The following is a 23,509-nucleotide window of genomic DNA, read 5'->3' on the forward strand; positions in this document are numbered from 1 at the left end:
ATGCACAAATCCCAGAGGTCAAGGATGAGTGAGTGCCAGATGGCACGGCAAAGGGAGCATTCCCCGGCGAATGTGTCTTGATGGTCTGAAGGATGATTCCCACTCCGACCGCCAGACATCAGTAAAACCAGGCATCACCTGATTTTACTGATGTCCTGCAGTGAGCGTGCGATGCCCTCACCGCATGGTGAGCAAGGGTCTTCGGGATACAACAGAAAGGTGAACGAGCGCCATCGAGAGATGCCGGTGAACATTGACTCTAAACATCAATAAGCGCCCCGTTACGATGTGTGAAATTTCGCGCAATCATGGCACCTTCTGCACGAGGGTTCAAGACGACGCTGCTAGCCGGAGCACAATATTCGCGCAAACGCACGGCTTATTAACACAAAACCATTGACGACAAACGGCCTTTACGGTTTAATGCGCCCCGTTGCCCGGATAGCTCAGTCGGTAGAGCAGGGGATTGAAAATCCCCGTGTCCTTGGTTCGATTCCGAGTCCGGGCACCACTATTTAAAGAAACCAGCCTACGGGCTGGTTTTTTGCTTTTAGAGAAACGCTCACTCCATCAAACCCTATTCGATGACTCATCGCCTCCCCCCACATTCCAGCGCCTGCTACACTTTCAGCAATCCTGATGCGCAGGCATTCTGAAGGGCGAATTCACTTCCTTTCTCCCCATATTCCCCACTGACCTGCCCATTGCGAGACTGCAAAACTGACCCCCATGTTTTTGTCATCCAATCTCGACAGGAGCAGAAAATGCAAATCGATCTCACAGGCAAGAGAGCGCTGGTTACAGGTTCAACGGAAGGCATCGGCTACGCAATTGCTCGCCAACTGTCAAGGGCTGGAGCGGATGTCGTGCTCAATGGCCGCTCAGAGGAAAAGACCACAAAGGCCGCCAAACGGCTAGAAGCCGAAGGCGCAAGAGGTAGCGTTAAACCTGCCACGGCCGACCTGTCAACTGCCGAGGGGTGTGCGGCTCTTGTCGCCCAAATTCCTCAGGTAGACATCCTGATTAACAACGCAGGCATCTTCCAGCCAATTGACTTTTTCGACGCTGACGACGAAGTTTGGGATCGCCACTGGCAGGTCAATGTCATGTCCGCCGTCAGGCTTTCTCGCGCCTATCTTCCAGGCATGCAGAAACTGAACTGGGGCCGCGTGATATTCCTGGCCTCAGAATCCGGTTTTAATATTCCGGTCGAAATGATTCACTACGGCGTCAGCAAGACCGCCGACATCGCTGTCGCCCGCGGTCTCGCTAAGCGCATGGCTGGTACAAATGTCACCGTTAACTCCGTACTCCCGGGTCCTACTCTTTCCGAAGGTGTAGAAGCGATGCTTGCCGATGAGCAAGCGAAAACGGGGTTGCCGCTGGAGGAAATTGCCGCCGCCTTCGTCAAGCAGCATCGTGGCAGTTCGATCATTCAACGTGCCAGCAGCGTCGAGGAAGTCGCAAACTTAGTAACCTATCTTGTGTCGCCGTTTGCTTCCGCGACCACAGGAGCGTCCGTTCGCGTTGACGGTGGGGTCATCGATACTCTCTGACAGCAAACTATTTCACTGACATAACCGGGTTGAACGGCATTTTTATAGATCTCTAACCTGGTTATTAAGCACTATCAATAAACTGGAATCATCACCATTCTACAGTTCGGTTACTTGACCAATAATTTATCAATAAATCGCCTGCTTAATTTGCAATATAAATAAACGCATTTATTCCCACTAATAGTATTAAATAATATTTAATGCTGTCGAAAGTTTTACTTACCACAACGACCCAACCGAAATTATAAGAAAAAACTAGAGCTGAAGTAAGATATTTACTGGCGGAAATAGTAACGTCATGGTAATTAATTTATGTGTGACTAATAATTTCACCTGCGCCCCTCGGAGATAAAAATGAAAAAGCATATTCTCGCCTCACTGATTCTCGCGTTTTCAGGATTAAGTCATACTGCTTTTGCACAGCAGACCCTACGTATTGGTGTCGACCCAACGTTTGCGCCGTTTGAATCTAAAGCTACTGACGGCTCGCTTCAGGGGTTTGATATTGATCTGGGCAATGCCATCTGCGCCCAGGCTAAAGTGACCTGCCAGTGGGTAGAAATTGGCTTTGACGCGACCATTCCTGCGCTTAATGCGCGGAAGTTTGATGCGATTCTGTCTGCTATGGCAATGACCGAGAAGCGCCGTGAGCAGGTCGCATTTAGCGACATGCTTTATAACACTCCAAATGCGCTGATCGCACTGAACAGCAGCACACTGAGCCATGATACGGCTTCACTGCAGGGCAAAAAAATCGGCGTAGCACAGGGGACTATTCAGGAAACCTACGCCAAGAAAAAATGGGAACCACAAGGCGTGGAGGTCATCTCCTACGCCAATCAGATGGAGATTTATCCTGATCTGGTTTCCGGGCGTCTTGATGGCAGCCTGACCAATATTATCTCTGCCGAGCAAGGTTTTCTTGATAAACCGGAGGGTAAAAACTTTGCGATTAAGGCCACTATTACAGACAAAGAAGTATTTGGTGATGGTGTTGGCATCGCATTAAGAAAAGACGATAAAACAAATCTGCAATTAATAAACCTGGCATTGGCCGAAATACATAAAAATGGCACTTACGATCGTCTGGCAAAGAAATACTTTAATTACTCAGTTTATCCATAAGGAAATAAATAATGATGACAGCGGATATTCCATTAGCGGATTATACCACTCAAAGGTCGCGTTTTATTTCCATGGCAGAGACGAAAGGTGGGTTGATTCATTCTTACCCACATCCACTCAGCGGCCCGAAAGGTGAATTACTTTATACCGATGTAGCGCTTTTTGGCAGTGAGACGGCATCTCGCATGATGCTTGTGATTTCTGGCACTCACGGGGTTGAAGGCTATTATGGCTCAGAGAGCCAGATTGCCTGGCTTGCGGAATTTGAGATGAATCAGTTACCTGCTGATACAGCACTGCTGTTTATCCATCTGCTTAACCCCTGGGGAACCGCCCACCTGCGGCGAGTCAACGAAGACAATATTGATCTTAACCGCGGTTTCATCGATTTTTCACAGACCATCCCGAGTAATCAAGACTATCTGCGTTGGCACGATATTTACTCTGGTGAGCGGGAATTTGCCGACAGGCAACTGGCGTCAGCGCTGTCCAGGGAGGGATGGCCTGCGCTAAAACGCGTAGTCGAGGCCGGGCAGTATCAGTTTCCGACAGGCTTGTTCTATGGTGGCAACCAACCCAGTTGGTCCATGCAAACCATGCAAGCCATCATTGAGCGTCATCTCAGTCGCGCACGGACCATCATCAGTTTTGATCTGCATACGGGTGCTGGAGCCTGGGCCCATCCAATGCTGCTTTCTATTGCTGAGCAGCCATTCCCGGCACACGCATGGGGCAAACGGATCTACAAAGAATCACTGACGCTTTTGTTTACCGGTGCGGGTCGAGATAGCGATACCGGCGTCACAGCGACAGCAACGGGTTATTTGTCGCAGTTCCTGCTCAACGCTCTGCCTGATACCCAGATTCTGCCGCTGGTCGTGGAATGTGGCACCTACCCCGCAGAAGAGATGCACCGGCGACTACGGAACGATCACTGGTTACATCTCAAAGGTAATCCTGCCACTGCCGAGGGCCAGGAAATTAAACGTGATTTGGTGGAAGCGTTCTGGCCCGCCGATGAGGACTGGCGGGCACTGGTGGCGTTGCGTACTCAGCAATACTTTGCCCGTGGTTGGCGGGCGCTGCTTAACGAGACTGAAGATTAAAGACGCCCATAAAAGGTCATACGGGCGTTTTCTGATAGTGCGATATCCGGTTTAGTGTTGTAAGCCAGTACGACCAACATTCGCGTCACCTCACCTTCGGTGGGCGTGACGCGATGAAGCGAATTACGGCCCCGAAACAAAACCAGATCGCCCGGGTCAATTGCCAATTGATCGACAGTGCGGCGTTCATCAAGGACTTCTGCCACTCCGTCGTAATTCATCTCACCCGCATCTGCATCGCGCAAATCCTTCACATACTGAAAAATACCGCCCGCTAGCGGTTTTTGTAATAACAGAGTGATGGCAAACGATGAGTTATCAAAATGCCAGCCCAATTCCTTACCGTGCGGAGCATAGTGAATATTAATCGATGAGAGGGAGTCGGCATAAGGATAGAGAGCTTCTTCGCCCAGTACATCGCAAAGAAAAAACTGAAACTCAGCACTATTATAAAGTGTGCGTAGCGGCGAATTAGAGGCAATTAAATCATCAGTGATGCAACCTTTGGTACTGATTACGTCGCGATTGCGGGGATGTTCCGCGCTGAATTCCGGATCGGTTTTCATCAGGTATGCATTATGGTTGCTGACCGTGTGATACGCCTGATGGCGCTGTGCTTCGGCCTCACCGATAATGGTATTCAGTGCTGCTGGTTGCAAAAACTGGCGTAGTACCAGCGCACCGCTGGTGTTTAACTGCTCCCGGCAAGAGCGACGCCAGGCGATATCGTTAATCGGGTGCGCGTCGAGACTAATAATGGATTCAGGCATATATGCAATTCTCATCGTTAGCAGGTGTGATTTTACTGTAATCCCCTGCACGCTGAGTAGATAACGATAAATACTTAATACCTTGAAAAGGAAAAATTAATGCCTGCACCGCAACTGCGATTACCCAAAATCAGCGTGATTAACTCGTTCAAAGCGGCGGCTGAATTGGGCAGCCTTGCAAAAGCGGCAGCTCAGTTAGCGCTCACTCCTGCGGCTGTTAGCCAGCAAATTCGTCAGTTGGAGGAACAGCTAGGCAGTGCACTTTTTGTCCGCACACCAAACGGAGTGATGTTGACCGAAACAGGGAAAGAGTATTTACGTTATGTCACTGAAGCTTTTGATATTTTGCTGCTTGGCCAGCAAAACATTCGCTATGCCGCTGCGGCTCCCCGATTAACGCTCTATTCTTTGCCTTCACTGGCAACCAAATGGCTACTTCCCGAGTTACATAACTGGCGTGCCCATTGCCCGGATGTTGACCTGGCGTTGCATGGCACTCATACCCAGGTGGACTTCAACACCATGCATGCCGATTTTGTTATCTGTTTTGGTGAGGAGCGCTATAGCCAACTGGAAAAACAATTTTTATTTCACGATGAGGTGCTGCCAGTCGCCAGCCCGGAACTGGTTGCGCGTTTCCAGGGCCGGGATCTGCTAAACGAAGCACCACTGATTCATCTCGACTGGGGAAATGAAGGGCGTTTTCTACCTGACTGGCGAAGCTGGTTTCAGGCTAAAGAGAGGGAAGAACCTCAACCGCAGCCCTCTTTCATCTTCAATCTCACTTCACTCGCATTAGATGCCGCTGTCGCGGGTACGGGGGTTGTACTTGGGCAACGGCATTTAATTGCCAAAGAACTAGCATTAGGCAGCCTTGTTGTCGTAGATGAGCTCAGCCTGCCGCTGAGTAAACCCTATTTTCTCGCCTGGCCACAACGAACACTGAGCCAACCGGGAAGTAGCCAGTTAATTGCCTGGCTAGGAGGGATTACCGGAACGGATGATTAATAAAAGTGCCGTGCCAGACCAAACATTGTGATATTTCTACTTACCTATTTAATATTACAGAAATATCACCACCACGACCAAAGACTTAATTCACCATCATGATAATCATTCAGATAATCATTTCAGTACAACCCATATATTTCATGAATGTATAATAAAATAAATCCTATTTTGCTGACTACTAGTACAGGTATATAATCACTTCAGATTTCCAGATGAACAATCACAATAATTTTGGCGAAAACAAGGAAGAAAGTAGCATGGATTCCAGGTCAACAGTCTTTTTGTGCGCGGCTGCATTTTTTCTTGCTGGCTGTGCACCACATTCCCCTATTGATGCAAAAAAAACCGGAGCATTTCGTCCAGAAAGTAGTGCCAGTAAAAATGCCCTCGCACAGCAACTGACCGACAAAGACATTTTTGGGAATGAAACGACACTGGCTGTATCTGAAGAAGATATTCAGGCAGCACTGGATGGCGAGAAGTTAAGTGTACCGCTGAATTCTGCCGTTATCCTGGTTCAGTCAGGTAACAAGGCGCCTGAAATGTCCATGCAACAGGAAATGGAAAAATACTATCGGGTATCGACATTCACCGGAATTCCAGACAGACAAAAAGTAGCTGTATGTAATAAAAATGAGAGTGGGGATATTATTGCCAGTGAAAATATGAATTATATGCAGGCGTTACGTTATATTGCAGCGAAGGGGCATCAAAGAGTCATTATCGTTTACCAGGATACATTGCAGTCAGGCAGATATGATTCTGTGACAAAAAACATGGCATGGTCCGATTATAAAAATGAAAAACTCACGGATTCAGCCTCACTGCGTTACCTGATACGTTTTTCTCTGGTGAATGTAGCAACGGGTGAATGGGCTACCTGGTCACCTGTCAATTATGAATACAGTGTGCTCCCGGTTCAGTCAGGAAACATAAATACAACAGAGCAACAGATTATTCAGCTTAAGCAGAAAACGTTTGTAGCTGTGGTTAAAGATCTAGTGAACCGATATCAGTAATATCACCACATCTGCCGCCTGTAATTTATGGCGGCAGGCATTGATAAATATATTACTTTCGTACTTCATGTGAAATACGGTGATATATCAACAACTATCACTCTCTGTTTAATGTCAGTTAAAAAATCTGCCATGTTAATCCCCCTGATAGTCAGTACTATTTATCAACTTTAGTGTCGGTTACCGTCCCCAGAACAGTGGTGTCTTTCAGCAACAACCAGCGGCTTAATACGCCATCCAGCCGCTCATTAATTTGTTTTTCCAGAGCATCAGTATTCAGCTTCTGCTCGTGTGCATCCTGGTATTGCGTCAGCAGGTATTCCAGAGGTGTTTCCTGGTTCAGCGTCCGTTCTGCCTGATAGACCATGGTTTTGATAGAAGAAAGTGTAAAACCTTCTTTCGCTTTTTCACGTTGTACTAACAATTCAGCGAATGCGCGTAAATCCGTGCGCGTCTGCTGCCAGCCCTTAAGTTCGGGGCTGTTTGCTGAGCGGCCTTTTAGCATGTCATTCCACTGCGCCGTCGCTTGCTGTTGTTGCAAACTTTCAGGCCACTGGCTGTCTGCCGTGCGAACCATCCGTTGACCCGTTTCCAGTGGTTTCAACGGTGAAACAGTAAGGAGTTGCTGTAACCGCTGCTGATAATTCGCCTGATCCGGTGATACTAACCACACAGTTGCTGCCCCCTGCGCCGTATCGCGCACTGCACCGATTTGTTGCTGCATAGGGTAAACCTGCCACCACCAGAATGCGACAACCGCAACGGCGCTACAGAACACACCACCTGCAAATCCCTTAACGAGATTTCCCTTCTGGGCTATAGGCTGGCTGGCTGCCACACCATGAACAGCCACTCTCATCTCCGGCAATTCAGGAAGGGGCGGCAGCAAATCGTGTGAGGTTTCTGCACCCTCTGGTGCGTACACCAGCGTCCGGACAGTCGGTTGTACTGGCACGCTGGTTATTAGCTGTGGTTCAAGCCGTTTTCGCGTGTTCTGCACAAAGTACAAAAGATTTTCCACACGCGGATGACGCTTCAACTCCACCTGCTGGAGTTTGTCGCAGATAAGTTGTAATGCCCGCTCAGTGCGATAGAGCAGCGGTAGGTCAGCGTCAGAAAATGACAGCTGTTGGCGCAAGATATTGCCAGTACGAGTGTTAAACCAGTCGAGCATTTCGGTGCGCGCGGGGCCACTCTGCGGCCAGAATTTTTCCCATTCATGGCTTATCATCGCTGCCAGCAATTCAGTCCCTTCACAGAACCCAGGCAACCCTTGGGTACGAGTGCGAGCCAGCGTATAGTAAGCTGCAGTATGCAAATCCACTCCATTGGCTTTGAAAATCGCCAGCGCCAGCGATTCCACCAGTTTCCAGTTCAGTTCCGGTTGCGATGGATTATTGGCTTTATTAATTTCCTCGCGGATGGCACTAAATTCCGGCAATTCGCGCGGGTCGCTACCAGTAACGATGGTCTGCGTCTCTTTCATTTTACTTATTCCTTGGATGTAATTGAGAACAAAATAACCACGTACAGAATAATCTTGTGCTCATTATATATTTCGCATAACTCTTACAAATTCAATGTCGACAGATTAAACATTATTTAATAGAATCTACTTTGCTTTCCTGCTCAGGTGAATATGCTCTTTGTTTGCATATCTCTTTACTCTTAGCATAATAACTACCTGAGGATACGATACTTGTGGAATCACATTTATAGTAATCGGTGCCAAGAGGGTATACAGAAATAATCATGGAAATAATAATACCAACAACAAATGAGGAAATACTATAAACCGTTACTGGAATCATTAATTTCTGCATTACCGAAGCCATTCTTTTTTTCCATGGAAAAATCAAAAGGCAAATAATAAATAAATCAAAAAAAATCATAACCGGAGTGAAAAGGAATAATGGTATTTGTTTCCAGTCATAATAAATATAATCATCTCCTTTAATCAACCCAATCACTGTCTCACTGCCAATAGTGTAAAAAAACAACACACCACTCGTCAGGAGTATAATAAGAAAAACAGCCCCAGCTATACCTTTCAGCCTTACAATATCCATAATATAAACATCTCTTAATCATTAATGGGAATTGATAATCACCTGTGCTTTAAATATCTTCTGGATTTACCTCTGAGTTTCGTCTTCACTGTCTATTGAATATTCTCTCGCCTTGCACATTTCTTTACTCTTAGCGTAATGACTACCTGAAGAGACTATACTTGTGGAATCACATTTATAGTAATCGGTACCAAGCGGATATACAGAAATGACCATAGAGATAATTACACCAATAACAAATGAAAAAATGCCGTAAACTGTTACTGGGATCATTAATTTTTGCATTACCAAAGATATTCTTCTTCTCCATGGAAGTAGTAACATACAAATAATAAATAGATCAAAAAAAACCATAACTGGCAGAAAAAGAAATAACGGCATTTGTTTCCAATCATAGGAAATATAGTCGTAGCCTTTGATTAATTCTATTGTATCCGACCCTGCTTCATTGTAAATAAAAACTATCCCGCTCGTTAGAAACACAATAAGAAAAACAGCCCCAGCTATACCTTTCAGCTTTACCATGTCCATAATATAAACATCTCTTAATCATTAATGTGAATTGATAATCATCTGTGCTTTAAATATCTTCTGGATTTACCTCTGAGTTTCGCCTTCACTGTCTATTGAATATTCTCTCGCCTTGCACATTTCTTTACTCTTAGCATAATGACTACCTGACACAATACTTGGGGCTTTACATTGATAGTAATTAGCACCCAGTGGGTAAATGGATATTATTAAAGAAAGCATAAAACCAAGAACCAATGCAGCAGCGGCATAAATTGTTGCTGGGATTATTAGCTTTAGCAAAGCAGGAGTCGTTTTCAAACTATATGGAAGAAGTACACTCAAACAGAGCACATCGCCATAAATTATTACAGGCAGTGCAAAAAAGGATGGAATACTTCCCCACGTATAAAAAATATAATCCTCACTATTAATCAAACCCATTATAGTTTTGCTGCAAGCATTATAAAGAAAGATTATCATACTTGTCAGAAAGACAACCATAATAAACGCTACAACTTTTTTCTTGGATGTCTCAATATCCATAATGTCAATACTGCCCATTCAACATTGTATACAAATAAGGATTGGCATTTTTGACATTCCATTCAGTCACTTTCTGATGTTCTTCCATCCCTTTATCGATACTCGAGATTAGTTTATTGGATAAATGAAATTCTTCATCCAAATACATCAATCCGGTCGTAACAGCAACCCCTAATAAAATAATAAGCACTATGCCAGCAGAAATTGGGAGAGTGACACTAAACATAATTCCTGCTCCTGCTACTACCATTTTTGTCACAAATATAGTCACCACTACTTTAGCCACATCCATGGTGATATTTCCAATAAATGCGGCAACAGCCTCCCCGCTGTGATCGGAAAAAATAAACTCCACAACACGTTGAGCAGCAGCAAAATAAATGCAGAACCGTGCACCACTCATGATTCCGGCATTAATTCCTGCTTTTCCTATACCCAGTTCAAGGATCTGTGGGTGATTAACCGCATAACGGGTTCCATTCAAAATTCGGCGCAGAGAAGCATAGCCGGTAATTTTAATATAGGTGACACCTTTCTGAATATAAGTTTCTGCCTTAACACCCAACCCTTTAAATCTAAAAACCAGCTTCTCAGCCTCTCTGTAGCTCATCAGTTTAGTAATATTTTTTGCACCAGATATTGTATCTTTTATATTGCCTGCAAAGGTGGTGCCGTAACTATAAAGATCCTTCACAGCATCAAGTGCTTCATCCGTAGTTAACAGCATTATATGCTGCGTGTTTTTTGATAATTGTGCTTCTAAATCGCGGCGACTTTGTCTCCATGCCTCCAGAATGGTATCGTCCCCCCCCCTTATGAAAGCATCCTGAGCATTATTCTCTAACCACTGGGAATAACTTGTCATTTAAACACACCTCCCTAATTCAGAAAATACGATCGCTCCATAAACTATATGCACTGGTTCCCGCAGTACAGTGCTCCCAATTAATTGACTCATATGTCAGTTCAATAGTTTCTTGCGGTTGGCCATCACTATCATCAATAGTATGGGGAACCTGAAGATGAATTCCCGCTATTCTGGCATTAATTAATTTCAGCTTATAATAACATTCATTCATGCCCATACGATTGGTACGATAGAAACTGAAATCACAAGTTAAACATTCATTTTCTGTGATGGCTTTCCCCAATAAAGGGGATGATTTATCTATCGGCTTAACCATCGTTAGCGCCTGGTGATTAACATTCTGCTGCCGAGTTAAGCTGTGAGACAATTCCATCACCATTATTTGATCATAATGAATAACCTGCGCTTTATTACCGATAGAATTCAGAGAAGAACATCCAGCTGAAATTAACCCCTGTAATTCCCCGTTAAGAGACATATATATAAGATTTGCCATAATTATTCCGCACGATAAGTTTAAATATTATGTGATGCCTTCATCAGATAAATAACCTGAGAAGGCATCGATCCTTAGTACAGCGTATCCGTCAGTTTGAACTGGCTGAATAGCCCGCCAACAAATGGGTTATCTTCTGTATCGGTATGTACCCGATATACCATTGCACCGCCATCCACATTAAAGCGCACACTGAAACTACCATCCTGAATGTTGGTTAATTGGCCTGCACCAAATAACCGGAATTGTGCCCACGGCCCACTGAAGCTAATACTTCGTGGCGCATTCCCTCCAGTACCGATCATCGTCAGCTTGCTCTCGTTACCTTCGCGCATATTGTTCGGCCACACCAAATGCGCGGTATAGTTACGCCCCTGGCTATAATCGACAAGCTGGCCATCCAGGTTCAATACGCTGCGCCGTTTGTTACCCGAAAGCTGCACCGGCTCCACCGCAAACTGAGTCCCTAAACCGTTTTGCCGACTGAAAAAGATGTCGCGGATTTTTTGCGCGGTATCTAGTTGCTGGCGGATATCTTCGCGAATAATCACGTTGTTATCGCCATCCACCAGACTCAGATCGTTTTCCATAAACAGCTTCAGGTTCTGCTGATAAAAGCTGTCCAGAATACCGTCTGGTTTAAAGAAGCGTTCAAACGCGTCCAGCGATGCATCCTGCGATGAACGCGGGTTAAACGGATAGTTATTCGCAAGCTGTTCATTGAACGGTTTTACTACGTTTTCGCGCCAGTCCACTTCCATATAGTGAACAGCTTCCACCATCACCACATGCCAGGCCTGGTCAGCTAGCTTGCCTACCCAACGGTTGAGCGGTGCGGGCAATGTTTTCGCCATCTGCCGAGTGGCGAAAATAGGGTCGCTGCTGTTTTGATCCAGCCGTAACTGCACGGCTTTCAGCGCTGATTTACCCGGCACCGGTGCGTTCTGAATAGCCTGTAGATAACGATGCAGCTCTGTCAGTTGTTGGTAAACTGCCTGTAGAGTGCTTTCTTTGTCTTTCTGTACCGTCAGTGTGCTGTTTTCGGTAGCAAACTCATGCCCCAGACGCGTCAGCAACAGGTAATCCGGCTCTGCCAACGCTTCTTCGCGGGCCTTGTCATCCAGTTTTTCGGAAAACACCGCCGGTTGCGTGTTATCCCGCAATGCGGTCAGCGCCCGCTGAAGAGGTTGGTCGCCGCTGATGATTTGCTCCAGCGACCCTGCCAGTTCCGTGATCGACTCATAGTTATGCACGTTCAGGTTGTCCATCCCTGCACGCCAGGTCGCTGTGTAATCGCTGAAATACTGCTCGGTGAGTTGACGTTGGATTTCAGCCCGGTCAGCCTCGCTGTATTTCACACTGCGAGTCAGGTTCAGTACCCAAGAGTCCATCGCCGTCAACTCCACCAGCGCGTCACGCTGTTGCACAAAGTAACTTTGCAGGCCGTAACGGGTAAGAAACTGCGGGACAATTAGTTTGCTGTCATCTGAAGAGGTAAACACCAGATCAAAGGTCGGGCCGACCTGGTCACGCAAATTCAGATCAGCAGGCAACACACCCAACGCCCTTGTTTTCAGGCTCTGGTAGACGCGCTGGTAAACCGGCAGTTTGCTGAGTTCTTTCTGTGCGGCAGCGACTGAATTTTCATACGGTGTCCAGCGATTGATGGCGTCGACATCGCCTGCCACACGCTCTGCCTGCCAGTCTGTATGCTTCAGGCTGTAATCGAGGTGCGCCATCAGTTGCGCTTGCACATCGCGCTGGCCATGAAACTTATCGCTCCAGCGTTTCGCCATATACTGCTTCACCGCAGTCACGTTGCGCCCGCTTTTGTCCTCCAGCATCCTGATCACACGTAGTACAGCAAGTTTCTCTTCACTGCCATCCGGAGCTGCTGCCAGATCCTTCATCAGGCCATTAAACAGAGCTGGGAGATAACGCTGATCCAGCAGTTGCAGATAAGTCTGTTCCACATAGGGACCAATACGCCGCCCTTGATATAACCCCAGTTCAGCCAGGCGGCTACGCTCGCCCCAGTCACCATACGCCAGCGTGGCATCACGTACCGGGTTAAGCAGAGGCAATTGCAGATTGCCGTAGTCATCTGTTCCCTGTGGCGGCGGTACGGCCATAAACGCCCTCGCCTGCTCCAGTACCCTAATCCCTGCGCGCCAGTTGGTGTTGTAGTAATGCTGCCAGCCGCTGATAAGCAGGATGGCCAGAACTGCACCGCATGCCGAAAAAGCCATCATCTGGCGACGGGCATTACCCAGCCAGACGCTATTTTCCCCAGACAAATTAGGCTCTGCCAGCAACGCCTGTGGAAACAGATTGCGGGTGAAATACGGTACGGTGTCTACCAGTGGCCAGGCCACCAGCGGGCTGCTACCCAGCCGATATTGACAGGCAGCGGACTGCATAAAGATGTCATCTACCTGACCACGTTGCAGCGAAGAGGTGAGGTACACCCCGCGCAACATGACATCCATGTTTTCGCCGTCCAGCAAGGCGTCAATCAGCGCAGTCAGGGATTCGCGGCTGCCCTGTATTTGGCGGGCAAAGCTGAACAGGGAACTGCGATTGTGGTTCTGCGCCAGCATCAGATCCGGCAAGCTATGGTTGAGCTGTTCTACCCATTTTTGCCAGAATGTATTCAATTCCGTACGCCAGTCTTCATTCTTATGGGCATGGCGGGTAAAGGTGACGCCGAGAATAGTGTCACGATCTTTTTTGTCCAGCGACTGAAACAGGGCGGCAAAACCATGGAGTAAATCCAGTCGGGTTAGCACCACATAGACCGGTAACTGGCAGTGAAGATGTTGACGTACATCCTGCAGACGGCTGCGCAGCATCTGCAACAGATTCTCACGGCGGCGTTTGTCAGCAGTAAGCAGATCAGTAAAGTCCAGTGTCAGGATCAGGCCATTCAGCGGCTGACGGGCGCGTTTTTCGACTAACCAGCCCAGAATGTGTTCCCAGCGCCGACGGTGTAAGACATCTCCATCTGGCTGGTCGCAGAGCGCACCATCAATATCAAAAATCACCGCCTGCTTCCCGACATGCGGTGTTATGCGTAGATGTTGTTCTGCTCCCCGAACGGCTTCAGGAGTATAAATAATGTCAGATGGAAAACCTTCGCGCAGCAGCGCTGTTTTACCACTCCCTGTTGGGCCTATGACCATATACCACGGCAATTGCCACAGGTAACGACGGCTGTCGAGATGACGTTGCAGACGCAACAACCAGCGATCAAGATAACGCTGCTGTGCATTCAGTTCCGCGCTGAGCGGATCCTGCGTCTCCTCACGCTGCTGACGCTGCTGTTTTTCAAGTTGCTGCAGTCGCTTCATGACCCTGATAGTCAGCCACGCCAGCGCGATCAATCCCCAGGCAGCAGTGGCCAGCCAGCGGTTTGCCAAAGGTTGTAGCCAATACTCGTCATACAGCTTCCACGCGGGGCCTTTCCACCAGATCCATACCAGCAGAAAGATCCACGCCAGCATCAACAACCAGGCAGCGGAAACCTTTAACCGCGGCATCGCCGGCCTGAGCATGGTCTTAAGCCCGCTAAACAGTCGGGGGGTTGGTAATCTGAACACAAAAACTCCTGTAATTTCTTATTGTTCTGCCGTGAATTTGTTTTTCAGTGCTTCCAGCAATGACGGCTCCCAGTCGGCCAGCATCATCCGCCCCCCTGCCTGGAACATCATCCGGTACTGCTGTTGAGCAAGCTGTTCCATCCCTGCTTCTTCCATCAGTTGTGCACCAAGATACTGCCGGTGAAACTGGTCACGGGGCTCCCCTGCAGGAAGTTGCTCCAGATACCGCAGCGCTGCTTCCAATCCGTGATCGCTAAAGCACTGACGGATGGCCTGCGTAGCTTCATCTGTCTGCACGGCATGAGTTGGCTGGCTACCCTGCCCTGCAAGCAGCCACTGTTTCGTTGGTTCAGCCATAAACGGTGTGAGATCGTTAAACTTTAAGTTAGCCAACTGAGGTAACCGGGTGAGAAAGCAGGTAACTTCATCGCGGATAGACTCCGCCACGCGGGAATAGCCAAGATGCTGCGCGATTTGTGCGGAAAGGTAATGGCCGTCAATCCAGTACGGGGCAAGCAATAGACTTTTCTCTGTCTGTTGCCATAACGCCATATCCGCAGTGTTCAGACGGGACTGGTACTCTGCTGCCATATCGGCAGAGACTGCCGCCAGTTGTGTGCGTCCATCGCTTTCAGCCTGAGGAGTGCTGGTGATAGATTGCCATAATGCATGGCGGCGCAAACGGTAGCCCTGCGGCGAGTCCGGTTGGCGTTCACATAAGATGGCTGCAACTTTCAGTAACGTGTCGCGCCAGGTTTTATTGTCATGGCTATCGATATTTACCATTGCCGCAGGCGTTGTTGATACCGGCAAAGCAGCGGTCTGCACCGGGGTAGCGGTGGACTGTGTAGATGCAGGAGAAGAGACTGGCGAGCAGTCCCGGAATGCCCGCTGGTAAAGAGCAAAGAGATCATCTGCGGACTGTGCCAGTTCCGGCGCGTTATGTTCCTGCCAGCGCAGTGCAAGTTTCGCCAATTCCCCCAGTAGCAGGTCGCGCTGTGTGGCATCAGCCTGCCGGGCAAAACCATCAACGCCAGGCTCAAAACGCTTTATCACCTGCCCGGCAAAGCGTTTTTTATGCGCCATATTTTGTGGCGCAGCGACCAACCAGTAGTGTTCCACGTAACGGTCCAACAGGCGCAATGCCAGCAACGGGTTGCCAGCGTGTTGCAAGGTACGCAAAAGATGCGCCAACAGACGGAAGTCTTTGCTCTCTGAGGCCAGGAGTACAAGCCCACGACGCTGTATTTCTGGAATATTCAGTTGACCATGCGCCAGCGAACCAAGCTTGACGATGTCGCCGTCAATATACTCCCAGTCAGGATTGTCATCTTTTAGTGCTGCGGCTGATTTATCTTCTGGCAGATTTTCCAGTAGTTGTGCAAACCACACATCGGGATTATGTAAGTCCATCTATTTATTCCCTCGCCCAGTGACAGGCTTCCTGTAACGGCTTAATCACCTGCGCTAGTCCGTCGATATTAAAGGTCAATTTCCCGGCGGCGCTGTCCGTGCCAGTGTTAATAGTCAGTGTTTTTGCACCCAGGATCTGTCTGATTTCATCAATACCGGATAGCCCCCGGCTGGCCTCCAGCAGCGTACCGTTCTCACGTACAAACCAGTGGCTACTGAAAGTTCTGTTATCTGCATTCAGTTGGACGGTGAGATCGTGTCTGTTCAGCGGTTGCATTAGCGCTACCTGCATCCGGGTGATGTTGTCCACGCAACTGAACATCAGCACCGGGCGAGGCGGCAAGTTGCCAATCGCAGGGGTAGTGATAGTTACCGTCGGGCGCTCGCCAGAAGCCTGTGTGATCAGCAATTCAGTAGTATTGCCGGTACGCTGTTTTTCCTGCTCAATAGCTCGCGTCCACGCCTCCCCAACGTAACTTGCTTTTGCCAGCGCACCGCTGAACCCCTGTGATTGCATCGGAGCGAGTATTTGGTCATAGCAATCGAGACGCTCTAGTGCCGCAGACTCCCGACGGCAGGATTGCATTGCCTGCAACGAGGACAATGCATCCTGCGCCTGCGGTGCAACGTCGGGAAACTCCCCGGCATACACCGGAGAGAACGTCAGAGACGCCATCAGCGACCAGCAGGGAGCTATTCGCATAAAACGTCTTCTTCCTCAGCAATCGTTGCTTCATTCAATTCATCTTCTACTTCTGCCGTAAACACGCCGTTCACTGCGCTCAGGCAAATCCGCGCAATCGCCGTACTGGCGGCCATTTTCTGCAACAGCAGTAGAGAAAGTGGCGGCAGCATCTCGCCGTCAATCACCGACTCAAGCATACGAGCCCCGTTTTCCGCGCGGGTGACTCTCTGCATGATTTCATCCGTCACTTCCGGTTCAATCACCACTTCTGCACTAAAGCGGGTGTGCAAAATGTTCTCAAGGCGGGTTAGCTTCCCGGCGATAATCACGGATAAGGTCTCGCGTGAAAGCGGTAAATAGGGTACGACTTCCATACGCGCCAGTAGCGCAGGTTTGAAAAATTCCGCTAGCAGCGGATACAACGCTTCCTGCATGACTTCAGGATTTTCGGCATGTTCAACAATCACCTGGTAACCAAGGTTGGACGTCAGGAAAAATACAATGTTTTTGCAGTCAATAAGACGACCTTCACCGTCGGCCATCTCACCTTTATCAAATGCCTGGTAGAAGAGGTTGAGCACATCCGGATGAGCTTTTTCCACTTCATCCAACAGGACTACTGAGTAAGGTTTCTGGCGAATGGCTTCGGTCAACACCCCACCTTCGCCGTAGCCAACGTAACCAGGAGGTGAACCAATCAGGCGCGAGACGGTGTGTTTTTCCTGGAACTCCGACATATTAATGGTGGTGAGATACTGGCGACCGCCGTAGAGCAGTTCTGCCAGTTGCAGCACGGTTTCGGTTTTACCCACACCGCTAGGGCCAGCCAGCAGGAAGGCGCCGAGCGGACGCCCTGGCCGGCGCAAATCGGCCCGCGCAGTCAGCAGATGTTTGTGTAGATGTTTGATTGCCAGCTCTTGACCTTTGATGGTATCGCCGAGCCACCGTGGTAACTCAGTAATGACCGACATTTCGTTTTGCGACAGACGGTTAAGTGGGACGCCAGTCCATTCGGCAATCACAGCGGCAATTTGTTTTTTATCAACGTGCGGCGAGACCAGTAACTGAGTATGATGCAGGGCATCCAGTTCGGCGGTCAGTTCCGCCAGACGTGTTACAGGACAAATCCCGGCTTCGTTTTCAGGCTGTTCCATTACAGGTTCATCTGCTGCTTCGGCGGCATCATCGCTGACAACCACCGCTTCCAGCAGCCCTTGTCGCAGCGTGATAATCTCCTGCACCAATGCCTGCTGCTGGTGCCATGCGGCTTCCAGTGTCAATAATTCACTATGCGCTGTTTCATATTGTGCTTGAACCTCGTCCCGTCGCGACGTATCAGAACGCAGGCCAATTCGGATTTCGCGTTCCAGCTGACGGATTTCCGCTTTACATTGGTGGATCAGAGTGGTCAAGGCTGAGATTTGTTTTGGCGGCGACGAGAGGTTAATCGCTACGCGTGCACAAGCGGTATCCAGCACATCAATAGCTTTGTCTGGCAACTGACGGCCAGAAATATAGCGCTCGCTAAGTGACGCCGCCGCCTGTAGAGCCTCATCGTCAATCAGCACACCATGCGACTGTTCATATACCGCCGATAGGCCACGCAGGATAATAGTGGACTCGGCAGCATCCGGTTCGCTGACCTTCACTAGCTGGAAACGACGTGACAACGCAGCATCTTTCTCGAAGTATTTTTTGTATTCGCTCCAGGTCGTAGCAGCGATTGTTTTCAGCTCACCACGAGCCAGGGCGGGTTTGAGCAGGTTGGAGATATCCAGCCCCCCCTGCTGATTGCCGGCACCAATTAGCGTGTGCGCCTCATCAATAAACAAGATGATTGGTTTCGGTGACTGAATCACTTCCGCCATCAGTCCTTTAAAACGTTTTTCAAACTCACCCTTGACTGACGCCCCTGCCTGAAGTGCACCTAAATCCAGGGTCATGATATCGGTATCGCGTAGCTTATCCGGTACTTGGCTTGCGACAACGCGTAACGCCAGTCCTTCAATTAGTGCACTTTTACCCACGCCCGCCTCCCCCACTACCACTGGGTTGTTCTTACGGCGACGGCAGAGAATATCGATCATCAGGTCTATTTCGTTATCGCGGCACAATACCGGATCAAGTCGCCCCTGACGGGCATCTTCGGTCATGTTCTTCGCATAGCGGGCAAGTAAGCTGTCACCTGTATCTGCTGCTGTATTGACGGCCAGTCCCTCTGCATTCAATAGCACTGTTTCCGCTGATTCCTGCGTCCACTGTGCAAAATCCTGTTGCAAACGGTCACGGTTAATACCGCTCAACAGACGAGCTGCAGCGGGAGGTAAATAACGCAACGGTGAATGTAACAGGGCTAGCAGCAGCACACCGCCACGCAATTCGCTCTGTTGCATTTGTGCAGACGCCAGTAGCCAGGCCTCTTTCAGCCATTCAACCAGCATCGGTGAAAAAGATGGGTAACTGTCTGTTGAACGGGAGCTGGCATAATTTTCCACTGTCAGTGCCTGGCGTAGTTCATCCAACCGGATCTCGGCATGTTCGGTGATCACCCGCAGGTCGCTACGAGGAATGGCAAGCATCTGTATTAATATGTGGCTAACAGTAATCTCCACTGCTTGCTGGCTCATGCATTCCGATGCAGCCGTCTCTAACGCCTGCCTGGAAAAGAGGTTAAGGCGTTTTACCAACGTTGATAAATCAATCTGGATCATAGGTGTCCTTACCTGGCGAGCAGCCGGTTTAACTGGTGGAGAATGTCCTGCGTCTGGTTATCCAGGCGCAGCAGGTAAAATAGGAAAAACAGAACCAACACAGTAAAACCACCGAGCAGCACATGTTTAATGGTCAGCCGCTTGATTAACTGATAACGCCCGCCCTGTGTTTTATTATCCTGATGCAGCAGCGGGAACGGCGCATCGCCACGCAGCCCATGCAAAGCATGGTGCAGACGGCGGTAAATCAGCTCAAATTCCCCAGAATCCTGTACCGCAACTTTGTAGCGCCCACGAAAACCCAGAGAAAAACACAGATATAAGAACTCCAGTAAGTCCTGGTAGCGTTTTGGTTCGCGCATCAGTCGCTCGAGCAAAATAAAGACTTTCTCACCACCCCACGCTTCATTATGGAAATGCACCAGTAAAGATTGTTTGATCCACTCATTCTTGTTCGACCAACCATTACCTAGCGCCACCTCGTCTATAAAGGTGCAGAGGATGTAGCGAAATGAAACGATAGCGCCAGGTTCATAACCCTGCTCCTGGAGCAACTGCTCTATTGCCTGCACATCCGTCACCACCTGAGGAAATAGATGTTCCGGCATGGCATGGCTGTTCATCCCAGTGACGCGCATGACCATCCCCAGCATCGGAGTGGCAGCGTCAATCATTGGGTTCAGGCTGCTACCACGCAGGACGAGACGGTAATGGCGCAGAGATATTTCTTCTCCACCTTCAGGTGAAACCATTCTGCTCTGCCCGGGGGAGCCCACGGTGAGCAGAGGGTCATTTTTGTCGGATAGAAGAACGGACTGTTCGCTCATAGACTTAGCCTCTTATCGCCCACAGCTGCATGTCTAGTTCCGGGAAATTACCGGAAATATGCAGTGCCAGCGCACCGGCTTTCACCACGTCCTGCCAGGCCGAAGAACCTTTTTCCAGTTCGAAGTAAACATACCCGTCGTGATACGGAAGCTGGCGCGGGGCAGCGGTCAGTGTACGCAGCGGCACACCCGGTACCTGCACACTGACCACATTGCGAATCTTGTCAGTAGCGGCGATTTTGGACTGCTGAGTAAACTGGAGGATAATCTGGTTGCTCGGCATACGTGCGCGGACCGCCAGTACAAAGGAGCCGGATTGCAGCAGTGCCGGATCGTTTACAGTAGCGAGATAGACACCATCCGAGAAGCTCAATGGCAGGTTCTGCGCACGTGGCATCAGCACAGTGTTAAGCGCACGGCGCAGTTCCGGTATCACCGTTTTAAACGACATAGTGAGGTCGCGATGAATGTAAACCTCCACACTACAGGGTTGACGGCTGTTTTCAGTAAACGTCATCAACTCACCCAGTAGCCGGACCAGATCCAGATAAAAACTTTCGGGGTGCAAAGTATGTAAGTGCGAGCGGTGATTGAAGTGCATCTGACTGCGATTGAGCATCTGCAACATCATAAATTCCGCAACATCAGCAATACCGCTTTGCTCAGGGGAGCCGATACGTTTCGCCAGTTCGCTGGCACGATTGCTGATAAGGCCCTGCACATCACCAGCAAATGCACTCAGCACCGAGCTGACCCGAATGGCCTGACAGGTAGGAATAAAACTGTCATCCAGCACCAGTGCACCATTGGGTTGCAGGCTCCGGATACGGCATAGCGGCAATGTCACCATGGCACTGAGATCGTCCGCGCCGCTGACAATTTTCGGTACTAGCATTCCCAGTTCGATCTGCTGTACGTCGCCACCATCGGAGTGTAAATCACGGACATCGGCACGGGTTAAGCTGTAACGCTCCGTTCCGTTCCCGGTACTCTGATGCCCCTTAATTTCGCAGATAATATCGCTGATCACCGGTATCGCCAGGTAAATATCATGGCTTCCTGGAGCGGACATATCGATGGGTTGAAAAGGCACGGGAAGATGATCCTGCTCAGGAATACTGAACACCGTGCCATCAGGCATACAGCCAGTCGCACTGGAAAGCATAATTTTCCCCTGCGCGAGGAGCTCTGTATTGAGTGACAGCTCAGTAAACCCCCAGGCGAAATCATCCCGGGCATTGATACGCTGGTTCAGCAGGTATTCATGGTTACGCTGCTGTTGCTGAAAATGCTGAGGCACGGCGAACAAACCTTCCTGCCAGATCACTTTATTTTTCATGGTCGCCATTATCAGTTTTCCTCTTTTTTCATTTCGATGCTGTTCTGCCGTACATGTACCAGCAGGCGATACTCATGGTGACCCGCGCCTTCCACTGGTTCGATTTGTTTCCATTCAGTGGTCTGATCGTCAGAAAAATAGGCAATGACACCAATAAACTGTGTTTTTTCATCCAGTTTCACTGGTGGCAGGGTTTTCATAGAGTCAGGCAATAAGCTGAAATCCTGGTGATCGATATAATTTTTCCCAATCACGTCCGGTAACGCGGTTCTGGCAATCTGGTCATAATCCGCAGCCTGTAATTTTGAGTCATCGCTCATGTAAACCAGTTGCACATCCACTGGAGCGGCTTCACCATCTACGTTGGTATTGGTGTCCGGTTCAGTTAGCAGGGTAATCGTGATTTCCGACGGCTGCTCTGCCCGCTTTCCAACCTGAACACTCGGGTCGCTGATCACCTGACCAATTTTTTTCGCTGTCTCGCAACCACTCAGGGTTGCGGCAAGCAACGTTATCCAGATGCAGAAAACGCGTCCTTTCACTCTTCAGGCTCCCGCTGTTTCTCACGCAGCACCCGGTCATAGACCTGGGCGTATACTTCGTTGAACAACATGGAAAAACCCTGCTGGCGATCTGAAGCCAGTTCGTCGTAATAATGGCTGTACATCTGCCAGGAACCTGCATCATCAAGTTGTTGACGCAGTTCATGGCTGCAACGGTATTGAATAAAGCGACGCATCAAACTCTGCGGAGAGAAAGCCTCCAGCATCACGTGTAATGCTTCATTGATAGCTGCCTTGTTTGCTTCGTCATGATGGCGAATGTTACGCAAACTCTCAGCAATGGCCGCAGGGGCCGCAAGATGTACCGGGCTTTTGCCTTCGGCAAACATCACATCCACAGCAGTGGAATAATCCAGATTCAGGCGTAGGGGGTTATCTTCCAGGGGACGCAGATGTTTGTCTGACAGGCTACTTTGCCGTTGTTGTAGGTCGAGCAAGCCCTTTATTGCTGCCTGTAATGAACGCCCTGCTTCTTCGAGAAAATCGTCCGCATCCTGAGAGTTACGTACGGCAAGTGAGCTACCCAACCCGCGGAGAAGCGGGGTAACGGCAAGGTGGCGCTGCGCCATCTGAGCAGGCGAATCGGTATTCTCATTAGTGTCACGATTGTCACGTGCATCGGCATACATAGGAGGAAGATCCATAAAAGGAATATCGATCCCACTATTATTGGCAGGATCGGACAACTGGGCGGAAGACCTACCGCGCCCCATACCAGAAAGCAGATCGCCTGCAGTGGTCAGGTTTTCGGCCTGAAGCACCTGCAATGGGTCGGTGGAAAAACCATTTACAACCGTGTCCGCAAGTTGATGGCGGTGAGGCATTCCTGGATATGCAGGCTGGCCGTCAGTGGTCAGCAGGGCATCAGCTAGTCGATCACGGTTTGTCACTATCGTTTCGGGCGCGGCCATCTGTTCGCCATAACTCACCAGCTTCCCTTCGTGAATAAACACTTTCAATACCAGTGCGCCCAAGCCAATCTCATCGCCCTGACACAAACGCACCAGCCCAGTGTCTACCGATACTGAAGCTTGATTAATCATCAATCCGGGTGTCAGATTGCGTAAACAGAATGTGCCATCATGCAGGACGACCTGGCAGGCACGGCCTGCAACCGAACCAGCCCGGTCCTGTATCGGCCAGTGGCATGCCTGCGTATGACCAATATCCCCACCTCCGGCGGAAAAAAGGCATTTTGCGGCACGTCCACTTTCCAGTTCGTTGCCGTTCATCACCTGTAACGTCAGTGATAATGCGGAAGACTGTGGTATTTCCTCAGCCATATACTGCTCC

General features: G+C 49.2%; 19 protein-coding genes, 1 tRNA gene and 1 pseudogene. 6 read left to right on the forward strand and 15 right to left on the reverse strand.

Annotated features, from left to right (window positions below; all coding sequences use genetic code 11):
- Window positions 1–435 precede the first annotated feature (435 nt).
- The 4 genes from MNO13_RS20320 to MNO13_RS20335 all read left to right on the forward strand — a co-directional run bounded on the left by MNO13_RS20320 (window position 436) and on the right by MNO13_RS20335 (window position 3,790).
- A tRNA-Phe gene (locus tag MNO13_RS20320) sits at window positions 436–511 on the forward strand.
- Between the two features lie 253 nt (window positions 512–764).
- On the forward strand, window positions 765–1,556 hold the full coding sequence (locus tag MNO13_RS20325) for an SDR family NAD(P)-dependent oxidoreductase (protein ID WP_064539978.1): 792 nt from the start codon (window positions 765–767) through the stop codon (window positions 1,554–1,556).
- Between the two features lie 357 nt (window positions 1,557–1,913).
- The gene (locus MNO13_RS20330) at window positions 1,914–2,684 is read left to right on the forward strand and encodes an ABC transporter substrate-binding protein (protein ID WP_121814308.1); all 771 of its coding nucleotides are present in this window, start codon (window positions 1,914–1,916) and stop codon (window positions 2,682–2,684) included.
- Between the two features lie 71 nt (window positions 2,685–2,755).
- On the forward strand, window positions 2,756–3,790 hold the full coding sequence (locus MNO13_RS20335; RefSeq protein WP_422387201.1) for a DUF2817 domain-containing protein: 1,035 nt from the start codon (window positions 2,756–2,758) through the stop codon (window positions 3,788–3,790).
- Here the strand turns inward: MNO13_RS20335 and MNO13_RS20340 are convergent.
- Window positions 3,787–4,560: a HalD/BesD family halogenase gene (locus MNO13_RS20340; RefSeq protein WP_241939176.1), complete on the reverse strand. Its 774-nt coding sequence runs from the start codon at window positions 4,558–4,560 to the stop codon at window positions 3,787–3,789. The two genes, MNO13_RS20335 and MNO13_RS20340, sit on opposite strands and share 4 nt — an antisense overlap.
- A 99-nt stretch (window positions 4,561–4,659) precedes the next feature.
- Here MNO13_RS20340 and MNO13_RS20345 point away from each other — a divergent pair, with 99 nt between their 5' ends.
- Window positions 4,660–5,568 (forward strand): LysR substrate-binding domain-containing protein, encoded by a 909-nt coding sequence (locus tag MNO13_RS20345; RefSeq protein ID WP_241939177.1) that lies wholly within the window; start codon window positions 4,660–4,662, stop codon window positions 5,566–5,568.
- Between the two features lie 260 nt (window positions 5,569–5,828).
- A complete protein-coding gene (locus MNO13_RS20350) occupies window positions 5,829–6,590 on the forward strand; it encodes a lipoprotein YafT (RefSeq protein ID WP_241940090.1) in 762 nt (253 codons plus the stop codon).
- Window positions 6,591–6,747: 157 nt separating this feature from the next.
- Here the strand turns inward: MNO13_RS20350 and MNO13_RS20355 are convergent, their stop codons facing one another.
- From MNO13_RS20355 to tagH, 14 genes and pseudogenes are all read right to left on the reverse strand, one after another.
- On the reverse strand, window positions 6,748–8,076 hold the full coding sequence (locus MNO13_RS20355) for a VasL domain-containing protein (protein WP_241939178.1): 1,329 nt from the start codon (window positions 8,074–8,076) through the stop codon (window positions 6,748–6,750).
- A 112-nt stretch (window positions 8,077–8,188) separates the two neighbouring features.
- The gene (locus MNO13_RS20360; RefSeq protein ID WP_241939179.1) at window positions 8,189–8,659 is read right to left on the reverse strand and encodes a hypothetical protein; all 471 of its coding nucleotides are present in this window, start codon (window positions 8,657–8,659) and stop codon (window positions 8,189–8,191) included.
- 66 nt (window positions 8,660–8,725) lie between these two features.
- Window positions 8,726–9,190, reverse strand: coding sequence for a hypothetical protein (locus tag MNO13_RS20365; protein ID WP_241939180.1), 465 nt, complete (start codon window positions 9,188–9,190; stop codon window positions 8,726–8,728).
- 66 nt (window positions 9,191–9,256) lie between these two features.
- Window positions 9,257–9,715: a DUF1240 domain-containing protein gene (locus MNO13_RS20370; RefSeq protein WP_162303014.1), complete on the reverse strand. Its 459-nt coding sequence runs from the start codon at window positions 9,713–9,715 to the stop codon at window positions 9,257–9,259.
- 4 nt (window positions 9,716–9,719) lie between these two features.
- The gene (locus tag MNO13_RS20375) at window positions 9,720–10,580 is read right to left on the reverse strand and encodes a hypothetical protein (RefSeq protein ID WP_241939181.1); all 861 of its coding nucleotides are present in this window, start codon (window positions 10,578–10,580) and stop codon (window positions 9,720–9,722) included.
- 19 nt (window positions 10,581–10,599) lie between these two features.
- On the reverse strand, window positions 10,600–11,079 hold the full coding sequence (locus tag MNO13_RS20380; protein ID WP_064539989.1) for an Hcp family type VI secretion system effector: 480 nt from the start codon (window positions 11,077–11,079) through the stop codon (window positions 10,600–10,602).
- A gap of 74 nt (window positions 11,080–11,153) precedes the next feature.
- On the reverse strand, window positions 11,154–14,678 hold the full coding sequence (tssM, locus tag MNO13_RS20385) for a type VI secretion system membrane subunit TssM (protein ID WP_338423817.1): 3,525 nt from the start codon (window positions 14,676–14,678) through the stop codon (window positions 11,154–11,156).
- 18 nt (window positions 14,679–14,696) lie between these two features.
- Entirely contained in the window at window positions 14,697–16,091 is a 1,395-nt protein-coding gene (tssA, locus tag MNO13_RS20390) for a type VI secretion system protein TssA (protein ID WP_241939182.1), read from the reverse strand.
- Window positions 16,092–16,095: 4 nt separating this feature from the next.
- Window positions 16,096–16,701, reverse strand: a pseudogene (gene vasI / locus MNO13_RS20395) (type VI secretion system-associated protein VasI); the annotation flags it as partial.
- Window positions 16,702–16,784: 83 nt separating this feature from the next.
- Window positions 16,785–19,487, reverse strand: coding sequence for a type VI secretion system ATPase TssH (tssH, locus tag MNO13_RS20400; protein ID WP_241939183.1), 2,703 nt, complete (start codon window positions 19,485–19,487; stop codon window positions 16,785–16,787).
- 8 nt (window positions 19,488–19,495) lie between these two features.
- Complete coding sequence (gene icmH / locus MNO13_RS20405; protein WP_121815690.1) at window positions 19,496–20,239, reverse strand: type IVB secretion system protein IcmH/DotU; 744 nt, start codon at window positions 20,237–20,239, stop codon at window positions 19,496–19,498.
- Between the two features lie 79 nt (window positions 20,240–20,318).
- Window positions 20,319–21,662 carry a type VI secretion system baseplate subunit TssK gene (gene tssK / locus MNO13_RS20410; RefSeq protein WP_064556633.1) on the reverse strand — a complete coding sequence of 448 codons (1,344 nt, stop codon included), beginning with the start codon at window positions 21,660–21,662 and terminating at the stop codon, window positions 20,319–20,321.
- A gap of 2 nt (window positions 21,663–21,664) precedes the next feature.
- Window positions 21,665–22,174 carry a type VI secretion system lipoprotein TssJ gene (tssJ, locus tag MNO13_RS20415; protein WP_121815691.1) on the reverse strand — a complete coding sequence of 170 codons (510 nt, stop codon included), beginning with the start codon at window positions 22,172–22,174 and terminating at the stop codon, window positions 21,665–21,667.
- A 17-nt stretch (window positions 22,175–22,191) separates the two neighbouring features.
- Window positions 22,192–23,487 (reverse strand): type VI secretion system-associated FHA domain protein TagH, encoded by a 1,296-nt coding sequence (gene tagH, locus MNO13_RS20420; RefSeq protein ID WP_370919136.1) that lies wholly within the window; start codon window positions 23,485–23,487, stop codon window positions 22,192–22,194.
- Window positions 23,488–23,509: the final 22 nt, after the last annotated feature.

It is taken from the genome of Buttiauxella ferragutiae (genome assembly GCF_022637515.1).
GTDB lineage: Bacteria > Pseudomonadota > Gammaproteobacteria > Enterobacterales > Enterobacteriaceae > Buttiauxella > Buttiauxella ferragutiae.